Consider the following 13343-nt stretch of genomic DNA (forward strand, 5'->3'; position numbering starts at 1 on the left):
ATGACTGAGCCCGGCTTCGGCACCCGGCTGGCCGCCGCGGTCGCCGATCGCGGGCCGCTGTGCCTCGGTATCGATCCACACCCGGAATTGCTGCGGGCCTGGGACCTGCCGGTCAGCGCGGACGGCCTGGCCCGGTTCAGCGAGATCTGCGTGCGGGCGTACGCCGGGTTTGCGATCGTCAAGCCGCAGGTGGCGTTTTTCGAGGCGTACGGTTCAGCGGGTTTCGCGGTGCTGGAGAACACCATGGCCGCACTGCGGGAGGCCGGGGTGTTGGTGCTTGCCGACGCCAAGCGGGGCGACATCGGTTCGACGATGGCCGCCTACGCGCAGGCCTGGGCCGGGACCGGGCCGCTGGCCGCCGACGCCGTCACCGCGTCCCCGTATCTCGGATTCGGTTCACTGCAGCCACTTTTGGACCTGGCCGCCGCCAATGGGCGCGGGGTGTTCGTCTTGGCCGCGACGTCGAACCCAGAAGGCGCGTCAGTGCAGCGGGCCATCGCCGGCGAGCGCACCGTGGCGCAATCCGTCGTCGATGACGCCGCCGCGGTCAATCGGGCGGGATTACCTGACCCGGGTTCGGTTGGCGTGGTTGTCGGCGCCACGCTGGATGTGGTGCCCGATCTCGGCGACCTGAGCGGGCCGGTCCTTGTGCCCGGAGTGGGCGCCCAGGGCGGACGCCCCGAAACGCTCGGCGGGCTCGGGGGCGCCCGACCCGGTCAGCTGCTGCCCGCGGTGTCGCGCGAGGTCTTGCGCGCCGGACCCGATGTCGCCGCTGTGCGGGCGGCGGGGGAGAAGCTGCTCGACGAGCTCGCCTACCTCGCCTAAGGCTGGTGGGACCCGCCCACGTGGGCTTCGGCGCGCATGCGTTCGACCATGTGCGGGTAGTGCAGTTCGAAAGCGGGTCGCTCTGAACGGATCCGGGGCAGCTCGGTGAAGTTGTGCCGCGGCGGCGGGCAGGAGGTGGCCCACTCCAGCGAGTTGCCGTAGCCCCAGGGATCGTCGACGGTGACGACCTCGCCGTAGCGCCAGCTCTTGAAGACGTTCCAGACGAAGGGGAGCATCGACACCCCGAGAATGAACGCCCCGACCGTGGAGATGATGTTCAGCGTCGTGAACCCATCGGTCGGTAGGTAGTCGGCATAGCGGCGGGGCATGCCCGCGTTGCCGAGCCAGTGCTGCACCAGGAACGTGGTGTGGAACCCGATCATGGTGAGCCAGAAGTGCAGCCTGCCCAGCCGTTCGTCGAGCAGCCGCCCGGTCATCTTCGGGAACCAGAAGTAGATCCCGGCGTAGGTCGCGAACACGATGACACCGAACAGCACGTAATGGAAGTGCGCGACAACGAAATACGTGTCACTGACGTGGAAGTCGAGCGGCGGGCTGGCCAGCAGCACGCCGGACAGGCCACCGAGCAGGAACGTCACCAGGAAACCGATGGAGAACAGCATTGGCGTCTCGAACGTCAATTGTCCTCGCCACATGGTGCCGATCCAGTTGAAGAACTTGATGCCGGTGGGCACCGCGATCAGGAACGTCATGAAGCTGAAGAACGGCAGCAGCACAGCGCCCGTGACATACATGTGGTGGGCCCATACGGCCACCGACAGCGCCGCGATGCTGATCGTGGCGTAGATCAGGGTGGTGTAGCCGAAGATCGGCTTACGGGAGAACACCGGGAAGATCTCGGAGACGATCCCGAAGAACGGCAACGCGAGAATGTAGACCTCGGGATGGCCGAAGAACCAGAACAAGTGCTGGAACAGCATGATTCCGCCGTTGGCCGGGTCGTAGATGTGCGCTCCCAGGCGTCGGTCGGCGGCCAGCCCGAACGCGGCGGCGGTCAGCAGCGGGAAGACCACCAGCACCAGGATCGACGTCACGAAGATGTTCCAGGTGAAGATCGGCATCCGGAACATCGTCATACCGGGGGCACGCATGCACACGATCGTGGTGATCATGTTGACCGCACCGAGGATGGTGCCAAGACCGCCGACCGCGACACCCAGGATCCACAGGTCGGCGCCGACGCCAGGGCTGTGCAGGGCGTCAGACAGCGGAACGTAGATGGTCCAGCCGAAGTCGGCGGCACCGCCGGGGGTGATGAACCCGCTGAGCGCGATCAGGGCCCCAAACACGAAGAGCCAGAACGACAATGCGTTCAGCCGCGGGAAGGCAACGTCGGGGGCACCGATCTGCAACGGCAGGACCAGGTTGGCGAACCCGAACACGATCGGGGTCGCATAGAACAGCAGCATCGCCGTGCCGTGCATGGTGAACAGCTGGTTGTACTGCTCATTGGACAGGAACTGCAGGCCCGGCACCGCCAGCTCGGCGCGGATGAACAACGCCATCAACCCGGCGATCGCAAAGAAGATGAAGCAAGTAACCACGTACATGATGCCGATCAACTTGTGATCGGTCGTCGTGATCAGTTTGTAGATCAGGTTGCCCTTGGGGCCCACTCGGGCAGGGAACGGGCGGGTTGCGTGCAGAACGGCAGCCTCGGGCGCCTCGGAAACCACGATGTCTCCCAACATCTAGTCCGGTGCACCCTGCGAGCACTCTAGCGTGCCCGCCCCGATGGCGCCGCGGATAACCCCGCCGCGGCGCCATCGGGGCTGCCCCCGTCCCCGAGTCGCTTCGCTCCTGCCCGCCGCATCACAGCGGAATCCACACTCCGAAGAGCCAGAAGCCCCAGTTCTGATAGCCCGGGTCGAAGACCGGGACGACCCAGTTGCCGCCGTAATTGAACGGTTGATGGTCCCAGCGACCCTGATCGATTCCGCGCCAGCCCAGATCGGGTGGCGGCGGGCCCGGACGCCAACCTCGGTCGTCGCCGCCACGCCATTGCGGCCCACCAGGCCCGCCACCAGGGCCGCCGCGCCAGTCGGCTGGGCCGGGGCCGCGGCCGTCCGGCGGCGGCCCGCCAGGGCCTCGCTCACCGGGTCCCTGACAGCCCTGGAATCCGCATGGGCCGCCTGGTCCGCCTGGTCCGCCCGGACCGGGGTCGGCGAGGGCGGGGGTCGCTCCGACTGTCAGCCCCACGACCGTGATCCCGATCGCCACTGCGGCGATTCGGCTGGCAACGCGGGTGGAATGTGTGATGGACATGGCACGCCCCTTCGAGGTTCGAATCAGCCACTGACAACCCCGACACGACCCACGTTAGGTAGCTCAGCTATGCAAAATCTGTCGCGCAGCTGTGCGTGCGGTAAGTGACCGGCGAGGGCGGATTCGACACGCCCGACACGCCGCGACCTGCCTGTGAGGTGAAATTTGCCCCAGGTTGGCTCCCGATGCCGTGCACCCCGGTGCGTGCCGCCTGGCGTGAACTGGAAAAACTGCAGGTAGATGGGTTTTTTCTGGCGCGATCTCGGAGTTTTGGACGCCCTCGCGCACGTCCCGGAATGTTGTCTCGACAGCTGTTCGGACAACCTGATCTTGGGCCATATCCTGCGGGTTTGCACCGCTAAGCAGGGGGTGGGGTTAGATTTCGTCAGAGAGCGTGGGTACGGTCGCTGTCGCTGGCTGAAGTACCCGGCCCAGGCAAAACAATGATGGTGATGAGACGGAGGAACCCGTGGCCCTTCCCCAGTTGACCGACGAGCAGCGTGCAGCCGCGTTGGAGAAGGCTGCTGCCGCGCGTCGCGCACGAGCTGAGCTCAAGGATCGGCTCAAGCGTGGTGGCACCAACCTCAAGCAGGTGCTCAAGGACGCTGAGACCGACGAGGTTCTCGGCAAGATGAAGGTTTCCGCACTGCTGGAAGCCCTGCCCAAGGTGGGCAAGGTCAAGGCGCAGGAAATCATGACCGAGCTGGAGATCGCCCCGACGCGCCGCCTGCGTGGCCTCGGCGATCGGCAACGCAAGGCACTGCTGGAAAAGTTCGACTTCACTTCCGACTAAGAGTGGACGCCGGCGGAGGGCCGGACAGCGCGGGCACTACGCCCGACCACCGCGGCCGTGGCCGAGTGGTGGTGCTGTCCGGGCCATCCGGGGTGGGGAAGTCGACAGTCGTCCGTTGCCTGCGCGAGCGGGTGCCCGATTTACATTTCAGCGTGTCGGCAACCACCCGGGCCCGCCGCCCGGGTGAAGTGGACGGAGTCGACTACCACTTCGTCACCCCCGAGCAATTTCAGCAGTTGATCGACCGTGGTGACTTGCTCGAATGGGCAGAGATCCACAACGGACTGCAGCGTTCTGGCACCCTGGCCGCACCGGTGGCCGACGCCGTCGCGGACGGACACCCCGTTCTGATCGAGGTAGATCTGGCCGGTGCCGAGGCCGTCAAACGGGCGATGCCCGCGGTCCTGACGGTGTTCCTGGCGCCGCCCAGCTGGGAGGCGCTCGAAGAGCGACTGACCGGCCGGGGCACCGAAACCCCGGAGGTGAGGGCGCGCCGGCTGGACACCGCACGCGCTGAGCTGGCTGCTCAGGACCGCTTCGATGTCGTCGTCGTGAACAGCCAATTGGATTCGGCCTGCGCCGAATTGGTATCCTTGCTGGTGGGCTCGGGAAATCAACAAGATTGAGGCCCCGAAGTCGGCGTGGGACGTCGATAACTCCGATTCAGAACGCGATCTCGACCCGCATCTGCCAGTTTTAACCCGCACAATCCGCCAGGAAGAAGTACTACGTGACGCAAGCCAGCTCGGATCACTACGATCCGGCCCCGGGTGCCGCAACCGCTTATGACACACCGCTGGGCATCACCAACCCGCCTATCGACGAGTTGCTGGACCGGGTGTCGAGCAAGTACGCCCTGGTCATCTACGCCGCCAAGCGCGCGCGCCAGATCAACGACTACTACAACCAGCTCGGCGACGGGATCCTCGAATACGTCGGCCCGCTGGTCGAGCCTGGTCTGCAGGAAAAGCCGCTGTCGATCTCGCTCCGCGAGATCCACGGCGATCTGCTCGAACACACTGAAGGCGAGTAGCCCACCAAGCGCGGGCTAGTTGATGAACCGCAAGCGGATCATCGTCGGCGTGGCCGGAGGCATCGCCGCCTACAAGGCGTGCTCGGTGGTCCGTCAGCTCAGCGAGGCCGGGCACGACGTCCGCGTCGTGCCCACCGAGTCGGCACTGCGGTTCGTCGGCGCCGCGACGTTTGAGGCGTTGTCGGGGCATCCGGTCCGCACCGGCGTCTTCTCCGATGTCGACGAAGTCCCGCACGTCCGGCTCGGGCAGGAAGCTGACCTCGTCGTCGTCGCACCGGCCACCGCGGACCTGCTGGCCCGCGCCGTCGCCGGCCGCGCTGACGACCTGCTGACCGCGACCTTGCTGACGGCCCGCTGCCCGCTGCTGTTCGTCCCGGCCATGCACACCGAGATGTGGTTGCACCCGGCCACCGTCCAGAACGTGGCGACGTTGCGCAGCCGTGGCGCGGTCGTGCTCGAACCCGCCTCAGGACGGCTTACCGGCGCCGACACCGGCCCGGGGCGGCTGCCCGAGCCCGAGGAGATCACCACCTTCGCTGAGCTGCTGCTGGCCCGCTCCGACGCAATGCCGTACGACCTGAGCGGCGTCAAGGTGCTGGTGAGCGCCGGCGGCACGCGCGAGTCCATCGATCCGGTCCGCTTCATCGGCAACCGCAGCTCCGGCAAGCAGGGCTACGCGGTCGCCAGGGTGGCCGCCCAGCGCGGCGCCGACGTCACGCTGATCGCCGGTAACACCGCCGGACTGGCCGAGCCCGCCGGCGTGGAGGTCCTGAACATCACCTCGGCAGCCCAGCTGCACGAGGCGGTGACCAAACACGCGCCGGACGCCCACGTCCTCGTTATGGCCGCTGCCGTCGCCGACTTCCGGCCGGCCCACGTGGAGACCAACAAGATCAAGAAGAAGCCCGACGTGGTGGATGCACCGGCCATCGAGTTGGTTCGTACCGACGATGTGCTGGCCGGGGCGGTGCGCCAGCGTGCCGACGGGCAGCTGCCCAATATGCGGGCGATCGTGGGGTTCGCCGCCGAGACCGGTGACGCAGAAGGTGATGTGCTCTTTCACGCCCGAGCGAAGCTGGCGCGCAAGGGTTGCGATCTGCTCGTCGTCAACGCCGTCGGTGAGGGACGCGCTTTCGAGGTGGACAGCAACGACGGTTGGCTGCTGGGCGCCGACGGCACTGAATCTGCATTGGAGCACGGCTCGAAGACGCTGATGGCAAGTCGTATCGTGGACGCAATTGCCACGCTCCTGCGGCGCGAGGCCTAGCTCGAACGACGTCGATTCGAAGAAATGTGCGCGTAATGGTTGCGCGAGACGTACCGTCCCGGTTTGGTCTGTCAGGGGCGAATATATGATTCGCAGAACTAACTTTTTTGGGAAACTAGCCCAGGAGAAGGGAATGACACTGTGAGCGCAGGTCGGCTGTTTACCAGTGAGTCGGTGACCGAGGGTCATCCCGACAAGATCTGCGACGCCATCAGCGATTCGATCCTGGACTCGCTGCTGGCCGATGATCCCAAGTCGCGGGTCGCGGTCGAGACCGCGGTCACCACCGGTCAGGTGCACGTCATCGGCGAGGTGACGACGTTGGCCAAGGAAGCCTTCGCCGATATCAACGACACCGTCCGCAAGCGCATCCTGGAAATCGGCTACGACTCCTCGGAGAAGGGGTTCGACGGCGAGACCGCGGGCGTCAACATCGGCATCGGCCGCCAGTCGCCCGATATCGCTCAGGGTGTGGACACCGCCCTTGAGACGCGTGTCGAGGGCGGCGCCGATCCGCTGGACCTGCAGGGCGCAGGCGACCAAGGCCTGATGTTCGGCTACGCCATCAAGGACACCCCGGAGCTCATGCCGCTGCCCATCGCGCTGGCGCACCGGCTGGCCCGCCGGTTGACCGAGGTGCGTAAGAGTGGCGTGCTGGACTACCTGCGCCCGGACGGCAAGACCCAGGTCACCGTGCAGTACGACGGCACCACCCCGGTGCGGTTGGACACCGTCGTGCTCTCCACGCAGCACGCCGCGGGCATCGACCTGGAAGGCACCCTGACCCCGGACATCCGGGAGAAGGTGGTCAACACCGTGCTGGCCGACCTCAACCACGACTCGATGGACACCTCGGACTTCCGGCTGCTGGTGAATCCCACCGGCAAGTTCGTGCTCGGTGGCCCGATGGGTGACGCCGGCCTGACCGGCCGCAAGATCATCGTCGACACGTATGGCGGCTGGGCCCGCCACGGCGGCGGTGCGTTCTCCGGTAAGGACCCGTCGAAGGTGGACCGCTCGGCGGCGTACGCGATGCGCTGGGTGGCCAAGAACGTCGTCGCCGCCGGCCTGGCGGAGCGGGTCGAGGTACAGGTCGCCTACGCCATCGGCAAGGCTGCCCCGGTCGGCTTGTTCGTCGAGACCTTCGGCTCCGAGACCGTCGACCCGGCTCGCATCGAGAAAGCCATCACCGCGGTGTTCGATCTGCGGCCCGGCGCGATCGTCCGCGACCTGGACCTGTTGCGTCCCATCTACGCGCCGACCGCCGCGTACGGCCACTTCGGCCGCACCGACATCGATCTGCCGTGGGAGCGCCTGGACAAGGTCGACGACCTGAAGAACTCGGTCTAGTCACCCGTCGAGATCGACGTTTTGGCGGTGGTGAAGCGGTAGTCGTCGAGCGGGAAGCGCCGGCTGTGCCAGTACGCCTCGACGGTGCTGGCCGGCCGTAGCGGCACATCGCCGTTCTTGTCGAAGTAGTAGCTGTTGGCCTGCTTGCAGCTGTCCTGCCAGAAGATCTGGCGGTGCCGCTTGGCCATCATCGACGCAAAGAACCGGTCGTTGGCCTCCCGGGTCACCTCGATTCGGGTGGCCTGTGTGCGCCGGGCCTGTGTCAGGCAGCGGACGATGTGGTGGCTCTGTGCCTCGATCAGCGCGAAGTAGGACGACCCGACATAGCCGTACGGCCCGAATACCGTGAACATGTTCGGAAAGCCCGGCACGCTGACGCCCTCATAGGCCTGCAGCCGGTTCTCGTCCCAGAACCGCGCCAGTGACTGGCCGCCCAGACCGGTCACCGGATAGGTCGGCACGCTGTCGGTGTCCATCACCTTGAACCCGGTGGCCAGGATCAGGACGTCAGCGTCGTAGCAGCCGCCGTCGGCGGTGGCCACCCCCGAGCCGGTGATCTTGTCGATCGGGTCGGTGACCAATTCGACATTGTCCCGGTTGAACGTGGACAGATAGCTGTTGTGGAACCCTGGTCGCTTGCATCCGACGGCGTAGCGGGGGGTGAGCTTGCTGCGGATCTTCTGATCGTGAACTTGGTTGCGCAGGTAGGCCTTTCCGATTTCGGACATCTGGCGGGCCATCGGGTTGATGGTGAAATAGTGCGCGGCCAATGGGAAAGTCAGCTCGACGTAGGCCTGGCTGACCAAGCGTTGCAGGGTCATGCCGCCGGGTACGCGCATCGCCCAGCGCGCGGCCCGCGAGATCGGTAGGTCCGCCTTCGGGAAGCACCAGATCGGGGTGCGCTGAAAAACGGTGAGCCGCTCCACAATCGGCGCGATCTCGGGGATCACCTGTACCGCGGATGCGCCGGTGCCGATGACGATGACCCGTTTGCCGGCCAGATCCTGGCCGTGGTCCCAGCGCGCGGTGTGCATGGTCAGCCCGGCGAACGAGTCCACCCCGTCGATATCAGGCGGCTTGGGAATGGTCAGGACGCCGCTGGCGTTGATCAGGTACCGCGCGCTCAGAACGCCACCGGAATCCAGCTCAACCAGCCATGCGTCCTGCGCGCCGTCGAACACCGCTCCAGTCACCTTGGTGTTGAACCGGATTCGGCTGCGCAGTCCGTATTTCTCGACGCAGTGTTCGGCGTAGGCGCGCAGCTCTCGGCCCGGCGCATAAGTGCGCGACCAGTGCGGGCTCTGCTCGAAGGAGAACTGGTAGGAGAACGACGGGATGTCGACGGCGATCCCGGGATAGGTATTCCAGTACCAGGTCCCGCCGGGGCCCTCGCCGGCTTCGACGATCAGGTAGTCGCCCAAGCCCGCCTTGTCGAGCAGGATCGCCGAACCGATACCGGAGAATCCAGCGCCGACGATCAGCGTCTCGTAGTCGGGCTTCATTGCCCATCCTCCCGTGCGCGTAGGCGGCCTACCGACCGCCTACGCGCAACGCCGGGCTAGCCGACGAACTGGTCGAACGCCCACTGGTACTGCGGCGGGATGACCTGAACGCCGCACTGCTTCTGCAGCGTGCCCAGCGGGGCGATGATCCCGGTGAACTCCTGGTATTCCTGCGGGTTGGCCTGCGCGTAGGCCTGCAGGGTCGCGGAGGCCTGCGCGCGCGGCTGCATGGCCGCGGTCATCAGCATTTTCTGACCGGCCGGGTGGGTGGCCAGGTAGCCCTGGATCTGGCCTTGTGCGGTCGCGACAGTCGCGTCGATGTTGCCTTGGCTGCAGTCGGGCGCGGCAACCGCGGCCGGGGCGGCGATGATCGCCGATGCCAGGCCGGCGGTGATGGCGCCGAAACAGATGCCGAGTGTTCGCCGGGTTCCGGCGGCTTCAGCAATTTTCATGGGGTAGATCCCTCCACATTGTGAATTCTGTTGCCATTGTGGCCTGTCCGGACGATCCCGACAAGGTTGCTCCTAGCACTGCTCTTCCAAGCTGCTCACGCGTGCAACGCTGCGCGCAGAGCGGCTAATCCACGTTCGGTCGCCTCAGTGGCGGCCGGAACGATCCCGGCGTAGCCGAGATAGCCATGCACCAGTGTGTCGGCCTGATGCAGGTCTACCGTTACACCCGCCGCGGCCAACACCTCGGCATAGCGGGTGCCGTCGTCGCGTAGCGGATCGTGGCCGGCGACGGCAATGTAGGCGGGCGGCAGGCCAGCCAGGTTGCCCGCCCGGCCGGGGGCCAGGCCCGGCGGCGGGTCAGCGAGGTCGATTTCCCCGGCGTACCAGCGGCTGAAGGCGTCGACGGCGGCGTTGTCGAGTACCGGCGCGTCGGCGTTCTCGCTGAACGACGGTAGCGAGTTGTCCCACATCGTCGACGGGTACCAGAGCAGCTGGAACGCGATCGCCGGGCCGCCGCTGTCGCGGGCCAGCTGGGCCACCACCGCCGACAGCGTGCCGCCGGCCGAGTCACCGGCGACCGCCAGCCGCGAACCGTCCGCGCCCAACCGGTCGGCATTGGCCGCGACCCACCGGGTAGCGGCCCAGACGTCGTCGACAGCGGCCGGGTAGGGATGTTCGGGGGCGAGCCGGTAGTCGACCGAGACGACCACAGTGTCTGCGGCGGCGGCGTGCAGGCGCGCCGTCCCGTCATGGGTATCGAGGTCGCCGACCGCGAAACCGCCGCCGTGGAAGTACATGGTGATCGGAGGGCAGGAGCGCCGCGACCCGGGAATTGACTCCGGCGGCGTCGTGATTTCGTCGGGCCAGTAGACCCGGACCGGGATCGGGCCGGCGGGGCCGTCGATGTGGCGATTCTCGACCCGCAGGCCGGGATGGACCGGGCGGCGCGGCAGCTCCCGGAGCCGGCGGCGCGCCTCCTCGACTCCGCCGTCCACGGTCAATTGGAACGGCACCGCTTCCAGTACCTTCTGCAGGATGGCATCCACTGGCGCTCGGTCCAAGCTCGGCATCAGCCCACCGTACTTACGGAGCCTGACACATTGGTGGCTAGCCGGTGCGGTCGCGGCGATCGGTTACGGCATCTTTCTGGCGATCACCGCGCTGCGGCTGCCCGAGAATGCCGAGCTCACCGGCCGGTTCCCGGGCCAGCCCGCCGTCAAGGCTCTGATGGCGGTACTACTCGCGGTCGCTGCACTGTGGCACCCACTCGTCCGGGAGCGACGCTGGCTGGTCGCGGCACTGCTGTTCTCGGCCGGCGGCGACTTCTTTCTGGCGATGCCGTGGTGGCAGCCGTCGTTCGTGCTCGGGCTGGGCTCGTTCCTGGTCGCCCACCTCTGCTACCTGGGCGCGCTGCTTCCACTGCGGGGTCCCAGCCGGCTCCGGCTGACCGCTTCGGCGGTCGTGGTCGTCGCATGCGTGGGTTTGCTGGTGTGGTTCTGGCCCCGGCTGGTCGCCGACGGGCTGACCATCCCGGTCATGGTCTACATGACGGTGCTGGCCGCGATGGTGTGCTCGGCGCTGCTGGCCCGCCTTCCGACGCCGTGGACGGCCCTAGGAGCGGTGTCGTTCGCGATCTCGGACGGCATGATCGGCATCGGCCGCTTCGTCCTGGACTCACCGGCACTGGAAGTGCCGATCTGGTGGGTGTACGCCACTTCGCAGGTGTTGATCACGGCCGGGTTCTTCTTCGGCCGGGTGGCGGCTGGCTAAAAGTCTGTCGGGCCCGTCGATAGTCTTCGACGATGCCGATCCGGCGCGCCGCCGAGCACGAACCCATCGCCCGGGTGTTGCCGATGCTGTCGGTGCCGCACCTGGACCGTGAGTTCGACTATCTGGTGTCGGCTGAACAATCCGACGACGCCCAGCCCGGGGTCCGGGTCCGGGTCCGGTTCCACGGACGGCTGGTCGACGCCTTCGTGCTCGAACGGCGTTCCGAGACCGACCATGTCGGTCAGCTGGGCTGGCTGGACCGGGTCATCTCAGCCGAGCCGGTGCTCACCCCGGAGGTCCGCCGCCTCGTCGACGCGGTCGCCGCCCGCTACGCCGGCACCCGACCCGACGTACTCCGGCTGGCTATCCCACCCCGGCATGCCCGGGCGGAGAAGACCCAGGCCGACGCTCCGCTGCTCCCCGTCATCGACCCGGTCGACCCCACCGGCTGGGCTCGCTATGCCCGCGGTGAGGGATTCCTGACTGCGCTGCGCGACGGCCGGGCCGCCCGAGCGGTGTGGCAGGCGCTGCCGGGCGAGCAGTGGTGCGACCGGATCGCCGAAGCCGCCGCGGCCGCCGTGAGCGGCGGCTACGGGGTGTTGGCTGTGGTGCCCGACCAGCGCGATATCGACGCGCTGTGGCAGGCCGCGACCGCGCGGATCGACCCGTCCGCGGTGGTCGCCCTGTCCGCCGGGCTGGGCCCCTCGGCCCGGTACCGGCGCTGGCTGGCGGCGCTACGTGGGCACGCCCGGCTGGTCATCGGCACCCGCAGCGCGGTATTCGCCCCCGTCGAGCGGCTTGGCCTGGTCATCGTCTGGGACGACGGCGATGACACCCTCGCCGAACCGCGCGCACCGTACCCGCACGCCCGCGAGGTGGCGATGCTGCGCGCCCATCAGCTGCGCTGCGCGGCGGTGATCGGGGGCTACTCCCGCACGGCCGAAGCGCAGGCGCTGGTGCAGAGCGGCTGGGCGCACGACCTGGTGGCATCCCGACCGCTGGTGCGCGCGTCCGCGCCCCGGGTGGTTGCCCTCGACGACGCCGGCTACGCGGAGGAACGCGACCCCGCCGCCCGGTCGGCCCGGTTGCCGTCGCTGGCGCTGCGCGCCGCCCGCGGCGCGCTCGAACAGGAAGCCCCGGTGCTGATCCAGGTGCCGCGGCGCGGCTATGTGCCGTCGGTGGCCTGCGCGCGCTGCCGGACGATCGCCCGCTGCCGGCACTGTATGGGGCCGTTGTCGCTGTCCGAGCGGGATGCCGCCGGCGCGGTGTGCCGCTGGTGCGGCCGGATGGACAGCTCGCTGCGCTGCCGGCGCTGCGGCTCCGACGCAATCCGTGCCGTGGTGGTGGGGGCGCGCCGCACCGCCGAGGAAATGGGCCGGGCCTTCCCGGGGACGACGGTCATCACCTCTGCTGGGGACTCGGTGCATACCGAGATCGAGCCGGGCCCGGCCCTCGTCGTCGCCACCCCGGGAGCTGAGCCGCACGTGCCGGGCGGATATGGCGCCGCACTGCTGCTGGACAGCTGGGCGCTGCTGGGCCGCCAGGACCTGCGCGCCGCCGAGGACACCTTGCGGCGCTGGATGGCCGCCGCCGCGCAGGTCCGGCCCCGCGGCGACGGCGGTGTGGTGGCGGTGGTGGCCGAGTCGGCCATCCCGACCGTGCAAGCGCTGATCAAGTGGGATCCCGTCGGGCACGCGGAGGCCGAACTGGACGCCCGCGCCGAGGTCGCGCTGCCACCATGTGTGCACATGGCCGCCGTCGACGGCGGCTCGGATGCGGTCGGCGCGCTGCTCGAACATGCCGAGCTGCCCGAAGACGCCGACCTGCTCGGCCCCGTCGACCTGCCGCCCGGCGTCCGGCGCCCGCCCGCGACCCGGCCGGGCGAACCGGTCATCCGAATGCTGGTGCGGGTCCCCAAGGACGAGGGACTGGGCCTGGCCGCCTCGCTGCGGCATGCCATCGCCATCGCCAGCGCCCGGCACGACCACGAGGCAGTTCGGGTACAGATCGATCCGTTGCACATAGGGTGAAACCCGGTGAACCACGGGGGCGTGGACCCGACGAA

At 67.9% G+C, this 13343-nt stretch carries 13 protein-coding genes; 8 read left to right on the forward strand and 5 right to left on the reverse strand.

Annotated features, from left to right (window positions below):
- On the forward strand, window positions 1-825 hold the full coding sequence (pyrF, locus tag G6N38_RS23925; RefSeq protein WP_163750455.1) for an orotidine-5'-phosphate decarboxylase: 825 nt from the start codon (window positions 1-3) through the stop codon (window positions 823-825).
- On the opposite strand, the gene ctaD is transcribed toward pyrF, so the two are convergent.
- A complete protein-coding gene (gene ctaD, locus G6N38_RS23930) occupies window positions 822-2537 on the reverse strand; it encodes an aa3-type cytochrome oxidase subunit I (RefSeq protein ID WP_407662809.1) in 1716 nt (571 codons plus the stop codon). The genes pyrF and ctaD overlap by 4 nt on opposite strands.
- Before the next feature lie 121 nt (window positions 2538-2658).
- A complete protein-coding gene (locus G6N38_RS23935; protein WP_163750456.1) occupies window positions 2659-3111 on the reverse strand; it encodes a hypothetical protein in 453 nt (150 codons plus the stop codon).
- A gap of 469 nt (window positions 3112-3580) precedes the next feature.
- Between G6N38_RS23935 and mihF the strand changes: the two genes are divergently transcribed.
- The 5 genes from mihF to metK all read left to right on the forward strand — a co-directional run bounded on the left by mihF (window position 3581) and on the right by metK (window position 7554).
- Window positions 3581-3904 carry an integration host factor, actinobacterial type gene (gene mihF / locus G6N38_RS23940; protein WP_067811067.1) on the forward strand — a complete coding sequence of 108 codons (324 nt, stop codon included), beginning with the start codon at window positions 3581-3583 and terminating at the stop codon, window positions 3902-3904.
- A 65-nt stretch (window positions 3905-3969) separates the two neighbouring features.
- The gene (gmk, locus tag G6N38_RS23945) at window positions 3970-4530 is read left to right on the forward strand and encodes a guanylate kinase (RefSeq protein ID WP_407663015.1); all 561 of its coding nucleotides are present in this window, start codon (window positions 3970-3972) and stop codon (window positions 4528-4530) included.
- Between the two features lie 104 nt (window positions 4531-4634).
- Complete coding sequence (gene rpoZ / locus G6N38_RS23950) at window positions 4635-4937, forward strand: DNA-directed RNA polymerase subunit omega (RefSeq protein ID WP_108056092.1); 303 nt, start codon at window positions 4635-4637, stop codon at window positions 4935-4937.
- 22 nt (window positions 4938-4959) lie between these two features.
- Entirely contained in the window at window positions 4960-6204 is a 1245-nt protein-coding gene (coaBC, locus tag G6N38_RS23955; RefSeq protein WP_179968443.1) for a bifunctional phosphopantothenoylcysteine decarboxylase/phosphopantothenate--cysteine ligase CoaBC, read from the forward strand.
- 141 nt (window positions 6205-6345) lie between these two features.
- Entirely contained in the window at window positions 6346-7554 is a 1209-nt protein-coding gene (gene metK / locus G6N38_RS23960) for a methionine adenosyltransferase (RefSeq protein ID WP_163750459.1), read from the forward strand.
- Here the strand turns inward: metK and G6N38_RS23965 are convergent.
- The 3 genes from G6N38_RS23965 to G6N38_RS23975 all read right to left on the reverse strand — a co-directional run bounded on the left by G6N38_RS23965 (window position 7551) and on the right by G6N38_RS23975 (window position 10578).
- Window positions 7551-9056, reverse strand: coding sequence for a flavin-containing monooxygenase (locus G6N38_RS23965; RefSeq protein ID WP_163750460.1), 1506 nt, complete (start codon window positions 9054-9056; stop codon window positions 7551-7553). The genes metK and G6N38_RS23965 overlap by 4 nt on opposite strands.
- A gap of 56 nt (window positions 9057-9112) precedes the next feature.
- A complete protein-coding gene (locus G6N38_RS23970) occupies window positions 9113-9508 on the reverse strand; it encodes a hemophore-related protein (protein ID WP_163750461.1) in 396 nt (131 codons plus the stop codon).
- 95 nt (window positions 9509-9603) lie between these two features.
- Window positions 9604-10578 carry an alpha/beta hydrolase gene (locus G6N38_RS23975; protein WP_163750462.1) on the reverse strand — a complete coding sequence of 325 codons (975 nt, stop codon included), beginning with the start codon at window positions 10576-10578 and terminating at the stop codon, window positions 9604-9606.
- On the opposite strand from G6N38_RS23975, the gene G6N38_RS23980 reads away from it, so the two are divergent.
- Both G6N38_RS23980 and G6N38_RS23985 read left to right on the forward strand, forming a co-directional pair.
- Complete coding sequence (locus G6N38_RS23980; RefSeq protein WP_170314180.1) at window positions 10544-11278, forward strand: lysoplasmalogenase; 735 nt, start codon at window positions 10544-10546, stop codon at window positions 11276-11278. The genes G6N38_RS23975 and G6N38_RS23980 overlap by 35 nt on opposite strands.
- Window positions 11279-11310: 32 nt before the next feature.
- Entirely contained in the window at window positions 11311-13308 is a 1998-nt protein-coding gene (locus G6N38_RS23985; RefSeq protein ID WP_163750463.1) for a primosomal protein N', read from the forward strand.
- The last annotated feature ends 35 nt before the right edge of the window (window positions 13309-13343 follow it).

Source organism: Mycolicibacterium helvum, assembly GCF_010731895.1.
Lineage (GTDB): Bacteria > Actinomycetota > Actinomycetes > Mycobacteriales > Mycobacteriaceae > Mycobacterium > Mycobacterium helvum.